The following is a 14,763-nucleotide window of genomic DNA, read 5'->3' as shown; positions in this document are numbered from 1 at the left end:
GGACCGTAGCACCGGGAAAGCGCATTCCATAGACCAGTTTGGATTTCTCCGAGGCGGCGGAAGGGGATCTGCCGGAGTACTCGCCCGACCAGGCCTCCTAATCGGCCGAGGCTTCAGCGAGGATGCGCCGGGTCCGGCCGGCGAGGGCGTCGAGGTCGGCGGAACCGCCGCGGACCTCAACGATCAGCTCGATGGCGGCCAGCAGGTATTCGAGGGCGATGACGTCCTCGTCGGCCGGGTCCTCGGCCTCGAACCGGTCCACCAGGCCCGCGAAATCCGCCACCACCGCCTCGACGTGCGACGCGGCCCGGGCGGGGTCGCCGTTGCGCTGGTAGCAGCGGGCCGATTCGAGCATCACCCGGCCGACGAAGGCGTGCGACTGGCCCAGCAGCCGGGTGACGATGCGTCCCACCAGGCCGAGGCCGCGCTCCTCCAGCTGCGGGTCGGGCTGGGCGGCGAACTTGGCGGTGACCTGGCGGGCGGCCGCGGCGAGCGCGACCCCGTCGACCCACTCCGGGGAGCCCTCATAGGCGCAGGGCTGCTCCCCCAGGCGGTCGACGCACGCCTCGGCCGCCGCCGAGATCGACGTCGCCGCCGCGATCAGCAGGTGGAAACGCACCCGGTCCGGCTCCCGCGACGCGACCGCGAGCCGGGTGACCTCGAGCGCTACGGCGACGTCCTCGGAGCCGTGTGGCGGTTCGCCGCGCCGGGCCCGCTCCAGGATGGCCTCCGCGGCCGCCCGCTGCGGCGGGGTCGGCCCCTCGGCGTCGTCGTCGACCGGCAGCCCGAGCTCCAGCCGGTAGGACACCCAGGCCAGCGGGTCCTTCCGCGGATCCGGCTCGTTCTCCGGGACGCCGGACGCGGCCCGGACCACGCCGCCCCGCACCCGGTCCATCGCCAGCCGGGCATCGTCGAACGGCAGCGCGAACCGCTCGGTCAGCACCGCGAGGACCTCCCGGCGGTCCACCCCCTCGTCGTGGGCCGTGCGCAGGTACGTGACCAGGTCACGAGTCGAGGTGCCGCGAGCGAGGCGTACCGAAAGGTCGTCCGTCCATTCCACGGCACGAGAATGCCCGGCGCGGCCGCGACGGACAAGGCCCGGGTCCGGCGGCCGTTCCCGGAATGACTCGTCCCACCGGCCTGCCGTGGTCGTTCATGAAGTCACCGGCGGGACACGTCCAGCGGATCACTTCACTGCCGATGCGATTTAGCCTGATGGGGAACCGGCGCGAACAGCGATTCCGGAATTGTTGCCGTCGATACGGCAGATATGCGAGGAGAGTGCGGCATGACGGTTCCCGGATACATCTCCTCCCCCGCCCCGAAGACCACGATGAGCCGCGGCAAGAAGGCCGGACTGATCGGCGCCGGCATTCTCACCGGGCTGGTCGCCATCGGCGTCGCCGCCGGCGGAGGCGGCGAGACGCCGGCCGCGGCACCCGTCGCGGCCGCCACCACCAGAACGGTGAGCACAAAGCCAGCGGCCACCGAGGCCGTCGCGGAGCCGGTCGCCGAACCGACGACGGAACCCGCGGCCACCGAGGCGGTCGCCGAGCCGACGAAGGAGTTGACCGTCGCTCAACAGAACGCTGTCGAAAAGGCCGCCGACTACCTGTCGTACTCCTCGTTCTCCCGTTCCGGACTGATCAAGCAGCTCAAGTTCGAAGGATTCAGCACGAAGGACGCGACCTTCGGGGTGGACGCGCAAAAGGCCGACTGGAACGAGCAGGCCGCCAAGAAAGCGGCCGAATACCTGGACTTCAGTTCGTTTTCCCGGTCCGGGCTGATCAAGCAGTTGAAATTCGAAGGGTTCACGACCAAGCAGGCGAACTACGGCGTCAAGAAGGTCGGCCTCTAGCCCGAGGACGTCTACGGCGACGGTGGTCCCGGCCGAACGCGACGCCGACGGCCGCATGCTGCTCCCGGGCCCGCCTCAGTCCGAGCCCCGGTAGGTGCCGGTCGCGTCCACCGCGTCGGCGAAGTCGGCGAAGTCCAGATTGGCGATCGACAGGTTGGCCGAGACGTCACCGTAGAACCGCACCGGCACCCGGAAACTACGCCCCGGCTCGGTGTCCAGGTCGACGGCGAGCAGCGGGAACTCGTCGTCGGCCAGGGTGGTCGCGTCCGCGACGAACAGGTAGAACTCCCGATCGTCCGGCTCGGCCGCGGCATCCGCGTCGACCAACTGCTGGATCGTCACCCCGGCGTAGGCCGGATCGCTGACGAACGTGGCCACCGGATACTCGTCGGTGCTGCGCAACGCCGCGATGAAGGCTTCCCACCGCACGTCGTCCCCGAAGTCCGTGCGAACAACCAGCGACGTCAGGTCCTCGGACTTCGGCAGTGACCGCATCAGTGGATCTTCTCAGGTACGCCGGTCGCCGGGAAGTCAGCGTGCGCGCTCGGACGCCGCCGGGCTCAGCCGCTGGACGAGCAGCGTGGCGATCCCGAGCAGCCGCCGCAGAGCAGCGGGGCCGCAGACAAGGCGGCGAAGTGAGCGACCGCGCAGCCCACCCGCCCCGCTGCAGCAGCGCGTTTACACCACGTCCACCTCACGAACCGGGTGGCCGCACCGCTCGCCCTGAGGTTTCGCGATTTCACGGAGGACTGCTGGGCGGGCGGTCGGCGAGGCCGGCCTGGTAGCCCGCGATGACCAGCTGGGCACGGTCGCGGGCGTTCAACTTGATCAGGAGGCGGCCGATGTGGGTTTTCAGCGTGGCTCGGCTGATGTGCAGGGAGTTCTGGATCTCGACGTTGGACAGGCCGTGGGTGATCAGGCGCAGGATCTCCTGTTCGCGCGGGGTGACACCGTCCAGGCAACGGACGGCGGCCGGGCGACTGGTGAAAGCGTCGATGAGGCGGCGGGTGACGGTCGGCGCGAGCAGGGCCTCGCCGGCTGCGACCGTGTGGATGGCGTCGAGCAGGCGGGGCGGGGTGATGTCCTTGAGCAGGAAACCGCTGGCGCCGGCCCGCAACGCCCGGTAGACGTGGTCGTCCAGGTCGAAGGTGGTCAGCACCAGCACGCGCGGCGGGTGCGGGCTCGCGGTCAGCTGCGCGGTCGCGGTGATGCCGTCGCCGTCCGGCATGCGGACGTCCATGAGGGCGACGTCGGGGCGATGGTCAGCGGCGAGGGCGACGGCTTCGCGCCCGGTGCCGGCCTCGGCGACGACGGTGATGCCCGGGCTGGCGTCGAGCAGGCGGCGCACGGTCGTCCGGAACAGCGGTTCGTCATCCGCCAGCAGCACGCGGACCGGAGCGACGCTCATGATTTTCGGTACGGCAGGCTCGCCCGCACCGCGAAGCCGCCGCCCGGTTCCGGGCCGGCGCTGAGGGTCCCGCCGTGCAAGGCGACACGTTCCCGCATGCCGGCCAGCCCGTGCTGCGGTTCCGCCTCGCGGTCCGCGCCGCCGCCGTCGTCGACCACCGCCAGGGTCAGCGCGTCCGGCGTCGTCGTGACGGTCACCCGGCAGTGCCGGGCGCCGGAATGCCGGCGCACGTTGGTGAGCGCCTCCTGCACGATGCGATAGGCGGATGTCTGCACCGCGGCCGGCACCTCCGGCTGCACCGCGTCCGGCACGTCCGACCGCACCGCGGCCGACGCTTCCGGCTGCACCGCGATCGCCGCTTCCGGCTGCACCGCGGCCCGCGCCCACACCGGCGCGTCCACGGTGACCTGCACGCCGGCCGCCCGGGTGGCGCCGGCGAGCGCGTCCAGATCAGCCAGGCCGGGAGCGCCGCGCAGGTCGCCGAGCACCGTGCGGACCTCGTCGAGGGCGCCCCGGCTGACCTGCTCGATCGTGTGCAGCGCGGCGTCCTGCTCACTGCCCAGGTGCCGGGCCACAGCCGCGTTCATGGCGATCAGGCTCAAGTTGTGCCCGACGACGTCGTGCACCTCCCGGGCGATCCGCAGCCGCTCCTCGGTGACCGCCTGGGCGGTGCGCAGCCGGGCCAGCTCGCCCGCGTGCCGCCGGCGGGTGCGCACGGTCCGGGCCAGCGCCCACGAGCCGCCGATCACGGCGACGCTCATCGCGGCCGCCATCGCCGGCGCGCTGCTGAACGACTCCTCCCCGGCGGGCGTCGGAATGACGGGCAGCCTGCCGGTGAGGGCGTCGGCGAGCCCGGGCAGCAGAATCACGGCTAGGGCGGACGGCAGCGCCCACACGGGGCTGCGCTCCGAGGACGCGACCGGGTACAGCGCGAGGGCGACGGCCCAGATCGCCACGTCCGCGCCCACCCCGGCGAGCACCGCCCCGGCTCCGGCCGCGGCCGTCACCGCGAAGACCGGCAGCGGCCACCGGCGCCGGGCGGCCAGCGGCAGCCCGACGAACGCGGCCAGCAGCCACACCGCCACCCCGGGCCCCGGGGTCCGCAGCACCGCGGCGGCCGTGACGGCCACCGACAGCAGCACGTCGGCGACCAGCAGGGTCCGGCGGGAAATCAGCACGATGCCACCGTAGTGACAGCGCACCCGGCGGCGCATCGGACCACGGTCCGATGTGCGCCCGGCCCGCCTGCCCGCACGCTGGCCCGATGCCGATCCGCATGCTGACCGCCCTGGTCCTCGCCCTGCCCACCGCACCACCCGGCCCGGCCACGACGATCACGCCGGCATCGATCGACGCCGTCGTCGAGTCGTACCGGGAGGCGACCGGGGTGCCGGGGGTCGCCGTCGCGGTCACCCGCGGCCGGACCGTCGTGCACGTCGCCGGGTACGGCCGCACCGGGCAGGGCGAGGCGGTTACCGACCGTACGGTGATGGCGGTCGCCTCGGTCAGCAAGTCGATGACCGCGCTCGCGGTGCTGCAGCTCGCCGACGCCGGCCGGATCCGGCTGGACGAGGCGGTGCGGACCTACCTGCCGGAGTTCGTCCTGGCCGACGGGCGGGCCGGCCGGATCACCGTGCGGCAGCTGCTGAACCAGACCTCCGGGCTGTCCGATCGGACGAACCCGTCGTTCAGCGCGCCGCTGGTGCACGACCTGCGCGAGGCGGTCGCCGCGATGCGCCATGCCCGGCTGGACGCCGACCCGGGTACCCGGTTCAGCTATCACAACCCGAACTATCAGATCGCGGCGCGGCTGGTGGAGGTGGTCGGTGGGGAGCCGTTCGACGCCTACCTGCGCGGGCACGTCTTCGGCCCGCTCGGCATGACCGGCAGCCGGACCGTCACCACCGCGGACCAGTTGCCGGCCAGCGGCCGCGGGCATCTGATGATCGCGGGCCGGGCGGTCGCGCTGCCCGAACCGCCCGCGTTCGGCGCCGGGTCGGGTGCGGTGCTGAGCACCGCGCACGATCTGGCCGGCTGGCTGATCGCACAGGGCAACCAGGGGGTGGCGGCGGACGGCACCCGGGTGGTGTCGGCGGCCGCCGTCGCCGAGATGCATCGTCCCGGCCTCGCCGGGTACGGCCTGGGCTGGGAGGCCGACACCAGCGCGTCCGGGACCGCGCTGATCGAGCACGACGGCGACATGATGACCTTCACCGCCTATCAGGCACTGCTGCCCACCCGCGGCTACGGCATCGCGGTGATGGCCAACACCGGCACGCTGCACCGCGACGCCCAGGCGATCGGTGCCCGCCTCGTCGACCTGATCGACGGCCGCGCGGCGGCGCCCGTCAGCACGCCGCTGGCCGGGATCGACCTCGCCCTGCTGGCCGGGGTGCTGGTCGTGGCGGCTGTGGGCGTACGGAGGATCTGTGGGTCTCGCCAGTGGGCGAAGGTCACCCGGAGTCGCTGGCGGACCGTGACCACGCTGGTCGCCCCGCTCCTGCCGCTGGCCGTGCTCGTCACGCTGGATCGCCTGGTCAGCGGCCTCTACGGCGGGCGGGACATCTCCTGGCCGCAGGCCGCCTACCTGTATCCCACGTTCACGCTGCTGCTCGCGGTGGCGTCGGCCGCCGGTGTCACGCTCGCGCTGGTCCGGCTGGCGATGCTCCTGCGTGGCCGTGCCGGGCGGGCTCAGCCGACCCGCTCGGCCAGCGAGACGATGATCCCTTCCGGTCCGCGGACGTAGGCCATCCGCCAGGCGTTCTCGAACTGGCCGATGTCGCCGACCAGGCCGTAGCCCTCCGCGGCGGCCCAGTCGACCGCGGCGCGCAGGTCGTCGACTTCGAAGGCGACGTTGCGCAGGCCCAGCTCGTTGGCCATGGCGGCCGGCGAGCCGGGCACCGGGTCGGGGCGCGTGAAGCTGGACAGTTCCAGACAGGTGCCGCCGCCGGGCGGCTGCAGCATGACGATCTCGGTGCGCGAGCCGGGGATGCCGATGACGGTGTCCAGGAACTCGCCCTCGACGGGCATCCGGCCCTGCACCTCGAGGCCGAGCCCGACGAAGAACGCGGTCACCGCGTCGAGGTCGGCAACCGTGATGCCGACGTGGTCGAACCGCCGAACGAAGGCCATGGCCCGTGCTCCCGTCATATCGCCTGGTGTCCGCGACACCGGCGTTCACCGTACCGATCCGTCCGCGCTGCCGGTGACCCGTCACAGCAGCCTGAGGTGACCGGCTTGCCCGCCACCTGCAGAGCTGCCAAGGTGAAGAGGTGTTTAGGCAGGCCGGATGACCATCGCCGCGATGACCGACGAGCACGCCCGGCCGGTTCTGGAGATCTACCGGCTCGGCATCGCCACGGGCAACGCCACCTTCGAGACCGAGCCACCCACCTGGGACCGGTTCACCACGACCCGGCTTGCCGAGCACCGCTTCGTCGCCCTCGGCACCGACCGGACCGTCCTGGGCTGGACCGCGTGCGGCGCGGTTTCCGACCGCTGCGTCTACTCCGGCGTCGTCGAACACTCCGTCTACGTCCATCCCGCTCACGGCGGTCACGGCATCGGCCGGGCACTGCTCGACGCGCTGATCACCAGCACCGAGAAGGCCGGGATCTGGACGATCCAGTCAGGGATCTTCCCGGAGAACGCCGCCAGCCTGGCCCTGCACGCCGCGTGCGGCTTCCGCACCGTCGGCACCCGCGAACGCGTCGGCCGACACCACGGCGTCTGGCGCGACGTCGTCCTCGTCGAGCGCCGCAGCCCCACCATCAACTGATCGGCCGGAAAGGGTTCCGCTCCCGATCGTGCGATCAGCCGGCCGAGCGGGTCATCAGCCGCCCCATCAGCGTCTTCGCCCACGGGTGGTATCGCGTGTTCTGGAATGCGGCGACCAGCCACGCGTCCCCGTCGAGGCGCAGAATCGTCGTGTTCGTCGACAGGCGCTTCTTCGATGGCGTGGCCCGGCCTCTCTGCCACCGCATGACGATGCCGGCGCGTTGCACGACGATCGCCGTGGCGGGGTCGGGGAACCGGATCGTGCGCTCGACCACGGCCAGGCGGGAGCCTCGCATGATGCCGTCGAAGAGCGGACGGTGGCCCGCGGCGATCTCCGCACGACCGGTCAGGACCGTGCCGTCGAACGCCACATAGGTCGCGTCGGCCGCGTGCAGGCGGGCATACGCCTCGGCGTCACCGGCCTGCCAGCACTCCTCCAGCCCGGTCAGAGTGTCCACAACGCGGGCATGAGCCGTGGTGGTCATCCCATCCTCCTGGTTTACTTAGATTCGGCGTAGCAATTACTACGCCGAATCTAAGTATTGATGGGTGGAGTGTCAACGGTGGACCATCGCGCCGGCCGTAACCTGGGCCGCGACCTCAGCGGAGCCGTCGTGCTGTTTCATCAGGCCGCGGCGGCACGACTGGGGCTGTCGGCCGGAGACCTCAAGACCCTTGAGCTGATCGCGGTCGACGGCCCGTTCAGTGCCAGTGAGCTGGCCCGGCGCACCGGCCTGACCGCCGCCGGGATCACCAGCGTCGTCGGGCGGCTCGCGGCCGGCGGATTCGTGGTCCGGGAGACCGACCCGGCCGACCGGCGGCGGGCGATCATCCGCGCCACCGACACCGAACGCCCCGAGTTGGCCGAGACGTTCGCGCGGCTGGGTCAGGCACTCGGCGGCGTGATCACCGAGTACGAGCCGGCGGAACAGGCGGCCATCGTGAGCTACCTCCATCGCATGATCGAGGTGCTGCGCGAGCAGACGATCCGGCTCGGATCCGATCCGCGGTGACCCCCGGCGAGGAAGCAGGCGACCATCTCGTGCTCGCTGCTGTCCCCCACGATCCGCACGCCGGTCATCGTCGGCGCGCCGCGAACGGCACAATGCCCCTGTGTCGATCTCCGCGCACCACGAAGACCGGGCTCACATCGTCGCCGCGCTGCTGCGCGACGGCGACCGGATCCTGCTCTGCCACCGCTCGCCGCAGCGCCGCTGGTATCCGGACGTCTGGGACCTGCCCGGCGGACACGTGGAGCCCGGTGAGCTGCCCGGCGCGGCCCTCGCCCGGGAGATCGGGGAGGAGGTGGGCATCGAGATCCCCCCGCCGCCGGGTCCGCCGATGCGAGAGATCCACGGCCCGACGTACGACATGCAGGTCTGGCTCGTCGACACGTGGACCGGCGTCCCGGTCAATGTCGCGCCGGAGGAGCACGACGCCATCGGCTGGTTCACCGCCGACGAGCTCGACGGCCTGGCCCTGGCCCACGACGGTTATCTCGCGATGTTCACCGAGGTGCTCGCGGCTCGCTAGGCACAGGTCCCGGGCGGCGGGGTGGGCTCGCCGAGCTGGGCCAGCGACTGGTTCACCTCAGTCTGCGTGGCCAGCTGCCGGTACCGGGCGCCGACCCGCACGTCGACCACGTCGGTGGTCCGCGACGCGCTGAACCGGGGCTCGGCCTGACCGAGGAAGAACGCCCGGATCCACTGGGCGGCGCCGACCGACTTCGGGCCGTACTCGATGACCGCGACCTGGTCGACCTTGGTCTTGCTCTTGGCCGGCGGCTGCATCACGAAGCCACGGTTGCCGAAGTCCGCGCTGACCCGCTCGGCCAGCCCCGCCGTCCGGGTGCCGTTCGAGACTCGCAGCTTGACCTGCGCCGGGCGCTCCGGAAGCGCCACGTTCACCTGGACGGTGCAGCTCTCGCTGGCCGCGGCGACACCCTGCGTGTCGTGAACGACCGCGACCGCGGCGGCAGCCGCCGCGACCCCGGTCAGGGCGCTGAGGATGCGGTAGGCCCGCACACGCGTGTCCTTCATGCCGCCCTTGTGCCCACCGGGCGTACCCATCGAACCTGTTGTTATCGAGCCGTGCCGTTCCCCGCCCGATGACCGCTTCTGATCGGTGTTCCGGCCCGTGTTCTAGGCTGCTGGCCGTGGTCGATCGGACGTTCCCTCCCCTGCTGGCCGCGGCCCTCGCCGCCCCCTTCGCCGTCGGTCACGAAGGGCACGACTTCGAGCCGTTCGACGAGTTCGACCCGGCCGAGGAGGTCACCGACTGGTGGCGGGCGTGGACCGGCAACGACGCGGCGGCCGAGCCGCCGTTCCGGTTCTTCGGCATGGACGGTTCCGGAGGCCAGGCGACCCTGTGGGTACGGGATCCGTCCGCGCCGATCGACGCACAGCCGGTGGCGTTCCTCGGTTCGGAGGGCGAACTGGCCGTCTTCGCCCGGAATCTCGGCGACTACGTGTGGCTGCTCGCCAACGGTGTCGGCCCGCTGGAGCTGGTCGACGGCCTCGATCGCGAGCCGCAGCCGATCCCGGCGCTCGTCGCACTCGCCCCGGGCGAGCCGCGATCCGTTGAGGTCATAGCGGCCGGCACCGAGGGCCTACTCGACGAACTGGAGAAGTTCGTCGAGCAGGTCTGCAACGGCCCCTTCGACGACGACGGCGAGCCGTTCTGACGGCGGCACCGCGAACTGCGCGCCGGCGGCCCTGCACCCCAGGCGGGGCCAGCTGGCACCATCCCCGCCAACGACGTCATATCCGTCCGGCGGGGAATCCTCGGTGAGAGCCATAAGGATCACGCTCGATGAGCCGAGACGGGCCACCGGACACCATTGCCCTCAGCCGGACGTTTCCGGAGCCGGTCGGGCCAGCCGCCGGTCGGTCAGCTGTCGGCTGGTTGGGGCTTGGGCTTGCGCAGCTCGGTGCGCAGGGCCAGGACCCAGATCGGGATCACCAGCAGCCGCAGGGCGAGCTCCCACCACTCGTAGTCGCCGTCCAGCAGCGACGAGACCAGCAAGAACAGGTTGGCACCCAGCAGGACGACGTAAAGGCCCACCAGGCCGCCGTTGCGTGGCTTCACATCTGACACGTTGTTTCTCCGCCCCCGATTTCGCGCTTGCCGGATCACCTTAATTGATCATGGCAAGTGGGTCGGGGCGGTGCTGTCGAAGATGGATTGGGTCAGCTTCTCGCAGAGGGCGGGGTCGTAGGTCAGCGGCTCGCCGTCGAGGGCCAGGACGGGGACCGCGCCCATCACCGAGTTGGTGACGAAGACGTGGTCGGCGGCCAGCAGGTCCGCGACGGTGAGACGGCGGTGCTCGACCGGGTAGCCCCAGCCCCGCAGCAGGCGTTCCACCTCGGCGGCCATCGTGCCGGGCAGGGCGTGCTGGGAGGTGGGGAAGATCGCGGTGTCGCCGGCCATGCAGCACACGGTCGCGGTGTTGGTCTCCGACACCGAGCCGTCGGCGTTGAGGATCAGCGCTTCGTCGGCGCCGTGCCGGGCGGCCCAGGCGCCGGCCAGCCGGTAGTGCAGGTAGTTGAGCGTCTTGTGCCCGGCCAGGTGGGTCTCCCGGCGGTGCGGGTAGGTGAGCAGCCGCAGCCCGGGCTGCGCGCTCAGGACCGGACGCGGCGTGTACGGCTTGGCGCTGGCGAACAGCACCGGGGACAGCCGCCCGCCGGTCGGGTTGCCGGCGGCGGCCATCAGCTTGACCACCGCGTCGACGTGCGACAGCCCGTTGCGCCGCACCAGCCGGGCGATCACGTCGGCCCAGGTGACGTCCGGTGGCGTGCCGCCGAACAGCTCCCGCCACGCGATGTCGAAGCGCCGCAGGTGGGCGTCGAGCAGGACCGGCCGGCCGGCGCGCACGCGCAGCGTCTCGAAGAACCCGAACCCGTACGCCAGCCCCTCGCTGTCGACCGGCACCGTGGCCGCGCTGCCCGGCTTGAAGATCCCGTCCTGCCACACCGTGGCCGCGTCCCGGGCCTCGCCGGTCGCCGCGTGCAGCGCGTTCATCAGCGTCCGCCCCTTGTGCAGGGTCTCGTCGTACTCGCTGGCGGCGTCCGAGTCGTAGACGATGCCGCCGCCGACGGAGAAGACCGCGCTGCCGCCGGTGAACGTCGCCGTGCGGATCGCGATCGACAGGTCCATCGAGCCGTCGAAGCCGAGGTAGCCGATGCTGCCGGTGTAGAGATGCCGCCGGACCGGTTCCAGCTCGTCGATCACCTCCATCGCCCGGATCTTCGGGCAGCCGGTGACCGAGCCGCCGGGGAAGGTGGCCCGGAGCAGATCGACGGCGTCCCGGCCGGCCGCGAGTTCGCCGGTCACGGTCGACACCAGGTGGTGGACGTTGCGGTAGGTCTCCAGCCGCTTGTGGTCGGCCACCCGCACCGTGCCGGGCGCGCACACCTTGCCGATGTCGTTGCGCAGCAGGTCGACGATCATCGACAGTTCGGCGTCGTCCTTGGTGCTCGCCCGCAGCTCGGCCCGCAGCGCCTCGTCCTGCTCCGGGGTCGCCCCGCGCGGCCGGGTCCCCTTGATCGGCCGGGTCTCCACCGTGCCGTCGCGCAGCGCGATGAAGCGTTCCGGGGAGGTCGAGACGATCTGGTGGTCGCCGGCGTTGACGTAGGCGAAGAACGGGGCCGGGTTCTCGGCGAACATGGCGGCGAAGCAGTCGAACGGGTCACCGGTGAACGGCGTCCGGAAGCGCTGCGACATGTTCACCTGGTAGACGTCGCCGTCGACGATGTACCGGCGGATCGCCTCGACCGCGGCCAGGTACTCGTCGCGGGAGAACGCCGACACGGACCGCCCGGTCGGCTCCGCCTGCCCCGCGCGGGGCGTGGCCGGCGCGCTGAGCGCCGCCTTGACTTCCGCGACGCTCCGGCGCATCGCGGTGTCGTCGCCGTCCACCCGCATCGCGAGCAGCGTCGTCGTCCCGGTGACCCGGTCCTGGATCAGCAGGACGGTCGGCGCGACGAGGTGCATCAGCGGCAGCCCGAGATCGTCGACGCTGGTCCGGGGCAGCTGCTCCAGGCAGTCCTTCAGGTCGTAGGCCAGGTAGCCGAGCAGTCCGCTGGACAGCGGCAGCGTCGCCGCCGGCGCCGGCAGGGCGCAGTGCCGCAGCACCTGGCGCAGCGCCGTGAGCGGGTCGGCGGCCAGCTCGACGCGCCGGCCGCCGTCGACCACGGTGGTCCGGGTGCGCTGCCCGCTGAGCGACAGCCACGGACGTACGCCGAGGATGTGGAACCGGGCGCAGTCCAGCGTCCCGCCGCTGAGCAGGGCGACGGTGCCGGGCTCGGCGGCGAAGCGGCGGGCCACCTCGACGAACGGTTCGGCCAGTGCGATCGGTTCGGCGTGCACCCCGGTCACCCGGCGCAGCGACGACAGCGGGTCGGTGGTCACGTGCGCGCTCCCTTCGACGGACCCGTACGCAAAAAGTTCTCGATCATGGTGAACCCGTGCTCGGTGAGGAAGCTCTCCGGGTGGAACTGCACGCCGAACAGCGGCTCGCGCACGTGCTGCAGGCCCATCGGCACGCCGTCGGCGGTGCGCGCGTTGACCGTCAGCTCCGCGCTGATGCCGGTGGTGGCGAGGGAGTGGTAGCGGGCCACCGTGACCGGCTCGGGCACCCCGGCGAACAGGCCGGTCCCGTCGTGGTGCACGGCGCTGGTCTTGCCGTGCATCGGCACCGGCGCGTGCACCGTGCGGCCGCCGAACGCCTCGTTGATGCACTGCATGCCCAGGCAGACGCCGAGGATCGGGATCGTGCCGTGGTAGCGGCGGATCAGCTCGGTGGAGATGCCGGCCGCGCCCGGGCTGCCGGGGCCCGGGCTGACCAGCACATAGTCCGGCCGTTCGCGCGCGACGTCGTCGACCGGCAGCTCGTCGGCGCGGACCACCGCGATCTCCAGCTCGTAGCGCTGGAACATCTGGACCAGGTTGAAGGTGAACGAGTCGTAGTTGTCGATGACCAGGAGCTTGGACCGCATGCCGTACACCCTCTACGACGTGGTGAAGCCGCCGTCGACCGGTAGGTAGGTGCCGGTCGTGAATGGCGGCAGGTCGCTGGTCAGGAACAGTGCGACGCCGTCACGGCGCATCGGGCTGCGGGGCCGCGATCCCAGTGCACGGCGGCGACGGGCCCGGTGCCGGCCGGGTCGATCTGCCCGGCCCGCACGGTCTTCACCAGGTCAGCGATCACTGCTCGAACGGTGGCAACGGGCTGATCGCCGGACCCTGCAGGACCGCGCCGTCGACGTCGAAGCGCGACCCGTGACACGGGCACTCCCAGGCGGTCTCCGCCTCGTTGAAGCTGACGATGCAGCCCAGATGCGTGCACCGGGCCGACCGGGCATGGACCTCGCCGGCCGCGTCCCGGAACGCGGCGCACTGCTGCCCGCGGATCCGGACGATCGCGCCGCTGCCCGGGGCGATGTCGTCGATCGAATCCACGTGCGACGAACGGACCCGGTCACCGACGAAGTGCCCGGCGACCCCGGCCTGCAACTTCAGCATCGAACCCGCCTCGCGCAGCAGACCGAGCCGGCGCGGATCGTAGAGCCCCGCCCACTCCGGTGCGTCGCCGCTGATCAGCGCGGCCAGCAGCTGACCGGAGAGCACCCCGGAACTCATCCCCCAGCCACCGAACCCGGTGGCCACCCACACGTTGTCGGCGCCCGGATGGAACCGGCCGATGAACGGCACCCGGTCGGTGGTGCTGTTGTCCTGCGTCGCCCAGCGGTAGACGATCCGCGCGTCCGGGAACCGCCGCACGGTCCAGTCGGCCAGCTTCTGCCACTGCTCGGCGGCATCCCCGGAGCCCGGGGTGAAATGCTCGCCGGTGACGATCAGCAGACGTTCGCCGGCACGGTAGGGCGCGGTGCGTACCGAACGGGTGTTGTCATCCGGGGTGATGAACGTCCCCTGCGGATCCTGCTCGGCCGGGATCACGGCGGCGACCACCAGCTCGCGACGCGGCTCCAGGCGGGAGAAGAGCAACGCCCGGTCGAAGATCGGATAGTGCGTGGCGATCACCACGTGCCGCGCGGTCACCGCGTGCCCGGCCTCGGTGCTGACCGTGCAGGTCTCCCCCTCGCCCAGATCGGTCGCCCGGGTCCGCTCGAAGATCCGCCCACCCCGCCGGACCAGGTCCTCGGCCAGCGCCAGCAGATACTTGCGCGGGTGGAACTGGGCCTGCCCGTCCACCCGGACCGCGCCGGCCACCGGGAACGGCAGCCCGGTCGCGGTGACGAAGGCGGCCGGCAGCCCGGCCGCGGCCGCCGCGTCCGCCTCGGCGCGCACCTTCGCCACGGTGTCGTCCGACTCGGCCCAGGTGTAGGCGGGCACCCGCTCCAGATCACAGTCGACGCCGAGCAGCCCGGCGACCTCGACGACCCGCTCCACCGCGGCCTGCTGCGACCGGGCGTACTGCTGCGCGCGCACCTGGTCGAACGAGGAACGCAGCTGGTCGTAGATCAGCGTGTGCAGCACCGACAGCTTCGCCGTGGTGTAGCCGGTGACGCCGGTCGCGATCCGGTCCGCCTCGACCAGCGCGACGCGGTGCCCGGCCTGGGTGAGCTCCCAGGCCGTGCACAGCCCGGCGATACCGCCGCCGATCACCACCACGTCGGTGTCGAGATCGCCGTCCAGCCGCGGATAGGCGGTCGGCGTGGTGGACTCGATCCAGTAGGACTCCTGCGTACCCGGAAGCATG

The 14,763-nt window shown here is 71.9% G+C and carries 18 protein-coding genes; 6 read left to right on the top strand and 12 right to left on the bottom strand.

Features of this window, described 5'->3' with window-relative positions; all coding sequences use genetic code 11:
* Positions 1-97: 97 nt before the first annotated feature.
* The gene (locus BJY16_RS28430; protein WP_185042629.1) at positions 98-1,060 is read right to left on the bottom strand and encodes a hypothetical protein; all 963 of its coding nucleotides are present in this window, start codon (positions 1,058-1,060) and stop codon (positions 98-100) included.
* A gap of 273 nt (positions 1,061-1,333) precedes the next feature.
* Between BJY16_RS28430 and BJY16_RS28425 the strand changes: the two genes are divergently transcribed.
* Positions 1,334-1,858, top strand: coding sequence for an Ltp family lipoprotein (locus BJY16_RS28425; protein WP_203759084.1), 525 nt, complete (start codon positions 1,334-1,336; stop codon positions 1,856-1,858).
* Positions 1,859-1,933: 75 nt separating this feature from the next.
* Here the strand turns inward: BJY16_RS28425 and BJY16_RS28420 are convergent, their stop codons facing one another.
* The 3 genes from BJY16_RS28420 to BJY16_RS28410 form a co-directional block, all read right to left on the bottom strand.
* Entirely contained in the window at positions 1,934-2,353 is a 420-nt protein-coding gene (locus BJY16_RS28420) for a DUF6924 domain-containing protein (protein ID WP_185042627.1), read from the bottom strand.
* A gap of 244 nt (positions 2,354-2,597) precedes the next feature.
* Positions 2,598-3,266, bottom strand: a complete 669-nt coding sequence (locus BJY16_RS28415; RefSeq protein ID WP_185042626.1) for a response regulator — start codon at positions 3,264-3,266, stop codon at positions 2,598-2,600.
* Positions 3,263-4,444, bottom strand: a complete 1,182-nt coding sequence (locus BJY16_RS28410) for a sensor histidine kinase (RefSeq protein WP_185042625.1) — start codon at positions 4,442-4,444, stop codon at positions 3,263-3,265. The genes BJY16_RS28415 and BJY16_RS28410 overlap by 4 nt, the downstream gene beginning before the upstream one ends.
* An 86-nt stretch (positions 4,445-4,530) precedes the next feature.
* On the opposite strand from BJY16_RS28410, the gene BJY16_RS28405 reads away from it, so the two are divergent.
* Positions 4,531-6,012 carry a serine hydrolase domain-containing protein gene (locus tag BJY16_RS28405; RefSeq protein ID WP_185042624.1) on the top strand — a complete coding sequence of 494 codons (1,482 nt, stop codon included), beginning with the start codon at positions 4,531-4,533 and terminating at the stop codon, positions 6,010-6,012.
* Here the strand turns inward: BJY16_RS28405 and BJY16_RS28400 are convergent.
* Positions 5,958-6,398 (bottom strand): VOC family protein, encoded by a 441-nt coding sequence (locus BJY16_RS28400; protein WP_185042623.1) that lies wholly within the window; start codon positions 6,396-6,398, stop codon positions 5,958-5,960. The two genes, BJY16_RS28405 and BJY16_RS28400, sit on opposite strands and share 55 nt — an antisense overlap.
* 157 nt (positions 6,399-6,555) lie before the next feature.
* On the opposite strand from BJY16_RS28400, the gene BJY16_RS28395 reads away from it, so the two are divergent.
* A complete protein-coding gene (locus tag BJY16_RS28395) occupies positions 6,556-7,044 on the top strand; it encodes a GNAT family N-acetyltransferase (RefSeq protein ID WP_239177591.1) in 489 nt (162 codons plus the stop codon).
* Positions 7,045-7,078: 34 nt separating this feature from the next.
* On the opposite strand, the gene BJY16_RS28390 is transcribed toward BJY16_RS28395, so the two are convergent.
* Positions 7,079-7,528 carry an SgcJ/EcaC family oxidoreductase gene (locus BJY16_RS28390; RefSeq protein WP_185042622.1) on the bottom strand — a complete coding sequence of 150 codons (450 nt, stop codon included), beginning with the start codon at positions 7,526-7,528 and terminating at the stop codon, positions 7,079-7,081.
* 129 nt (positions 7,529-7,657) lie between these two features.
* Here BJY16_RS28390 and BJY16_RS28385 point away from each other — a divergent pair, with 129 nt between their 5' ends.
* Together BJY16_RS28385 and BJY16_RS28380 are read left to right on the top strand one after the other, a co-directional pair.
* Positions 7,658-8,056, top strand: a complete 399-nt coding sequence (locus tag BJY16_RS28385) for a MarR family winged helix-turn-helix transcriptional regulator (protein WP_221502043.1) — start codon at positions 7,658-7,660, stop codon at positions 8,054-8,056.
* Between the two features lie 100 nt (positions 8,057-8,156).
* Positions 8,157-8,576: an NUDIX domain-containing protein gene (locus tag BJY16_RS28380; RefSeq protein ID WP_185042620.1), complete on the top strand. Its 420-nt coding sequence runs from the start codon at positions 8,157-8,159 to the stop codon at positions 8,574-8,576.
* Here BJY16_RS28380 and BJY16_RS28375 read toward each other — a convergent pair.
* Positions 8,573-9,082, bottom strand: coding sequence for a LytR C-terminal domain-containing protein (locus tag BJY16_RS28375; RefSeq protein WP_185042619.1), 510 nt, complete (start codon positions 9,080-9,082; stop codon positions 8,573-8,575). The genes BJY16_RS28380 and BJY16_RS28375 overlap by 4 nt on opposite strands.
* 116 nt (positions 9,083-9,198) lie before the next feature.
* On the opposite strand from BJY16_RS28375, the gene BJY16_RS28370 reads away from it, so the two are divergent.
* Positions 9,199-9,726: an SMI1/KNR4 family protein gene (locus tag BJY16_RS28370; RefSeq protein WP_185042618.1), complete on the top strand. Its 528-nt coding sequence runs from the start codon at positions 9,199-9,201 to the stop codon at positions 9,724-9,726.
* 206 nt (positions 9,727-9,932) lie between these two features.
* Here the strand turns inward: BJY16_RS28370 and BJY16_RS28365 are convergent, their stop codons facing one another.
* The 5 genes from BJY16_RS28365 to BJY16_RS28350 form a co-directional block, all read right to left on the bottom strand.
* Positions 9,933-10,130: a hypothetical protein gene (locus BJY16_RS28365; protein WP_185042617.1), complete on the bottom strand. Its 198-nt coding sequence runs from the start codon at positions 10,128-10,130 to the stop codon at positions 9,933-9,935.
* 57 nt (positions 10,131-10,187) lie between these two features.
* A complete protein-coding gene (gene pabB / locus BJY16_RS28360; RefSeq protein ID WP_185042616.1) occupies positions 10,188-12,452 on the bottom strand; it encodes an aminodeoxychorismate synthase component I in 2,265 nt (754 codons plus the stop codon).
* On the bottom strand, positions 12,449-13,039 hold the full coding sequence (locus BJY16_RS28355; RefSeq protein ID WP_185042615.1) for an anthranilate synthase component II: 591 nt from the start codon (positions 13,037-13,039) through the stop codon (positions 12,449-12,451). The genes pabB and BJY16_RS28355 overlap by 4 nt, the downstream gene beginning before the upstream one ends.
* Positions 13,040-13,119: 80 nt before the next feature.
* On the bottom strand, positions 13,120-13,251 hold the full coding sequence (locus BJY16_RS47575) for a hypothetical protein (protein WP_260418319.1): 132 nt from the start codon (positions 13,249-13,251) through the stop codon (positions 13,120-13,122).
* On the bottom strand, positions 13,248-14,762 hold the full coding sequence (locus BJY16_RS28350; RefSeq protein ID WP_185042614.1) for an FAD-dependent oxidoreductase: 1,515 nt from the start codon (positions 14,760-14,762) through the stop codon (positions 13,248-13,250). The genes BJY16_RS47575 and BJY16_RS28350 overlap by 4 nt, the downstream gene beginning before the upstream one ends.
* Between the last annotated feature and the right edge of the window lies 1 nt (position 14,763).

This window comes from Actinoplanes octamycinicus, from assembly GCF_014205225.1.
GTDB classification, from domain to species: domain Bacteria; phylum Actinomycetota; class Actinomycetes; order Mycobacteriales; family Micromonosporaceae; genus Actinoplanes; species Actinoplanes octamycinicus.
Note: the sequence above shows the minus strand (reverse complement) of the source record. Positions and strands in the feature narration are given on the sequence as shown.

Bases quoted from the DNA above. Each gene is read 5' to 3' on its own strand.
- BJY16_RS28425 (WP_203759084.1), top strand. From the start codon at position 1,334: ATGAGCCGCGGCAAGAAGGCCGGACTGATCGGCGCCGGCATTCTCACC.
- BJY16_RS28420 (WP_185042627.1), bottom strand. From the start codon at position 2,353: ATGCGGTCACTGCCGAAGTCCGAGGACCTGACGTCGCTGGTTGTTCGC.
- BJY16_RS28415 (WP_185042626.1), bottom strand. From the start codon at position 3,266: ATGAGCGTCGCTCCGGTCCGCGTGCTGCTGGCGGATGACGAACCGCTG.
- BJY16_RS28405 (WP_185042624.1), top strand. From the start codon at position 4,531: ATGCCGATCCGCATGCTGACCGCCCTGGTCCTCGCCCTGCCCACCGCA.
- BJY16_RS28400 (WP_185042623.1), bottom strand. From the start codon at position 6,398: ATGGCCTTCGTTCGGCGGTTCGACCACGTCGGCATCACGGTTGCCGAC.
- BJY16_RS28395 (WP_239177591.1), top strand. From the start codon at position 6,556: ATGACCATCGCCGCGATGACCGACGAGCACGCCCGGCCGGTTCTGGAG.
- BJY16_RS28390 (WP_185042622.1), bottom strand. From the start codon at position 7,528: ATGACCACCACGGCTCATGCCCGCGTTGTGGACACTCTGACCGGGCTG.
- BJY16_RS28375 (WP_185042619.1), bottom strand. From the start codon at position 9,082: ATGAAGGACACGCGTGTGCGGGCCTACCGCATCCTCAGCGCCCTGACC.
- BJY16_RS28355 (WP_185042615.1), bottom strand. From the start codon at position 13,039: ATGCGGTCCAAGCTCCTGGTCATCGACAACTACGACTCGTTCACCTTC.
- BJY16_RS28350 (WP_185042614.1), bottom strand. From the start codon at position 14,762: ATGCTTCCGGGTACGCAGGAGTCCTACTGGATCGAGTCCACCACGCCG.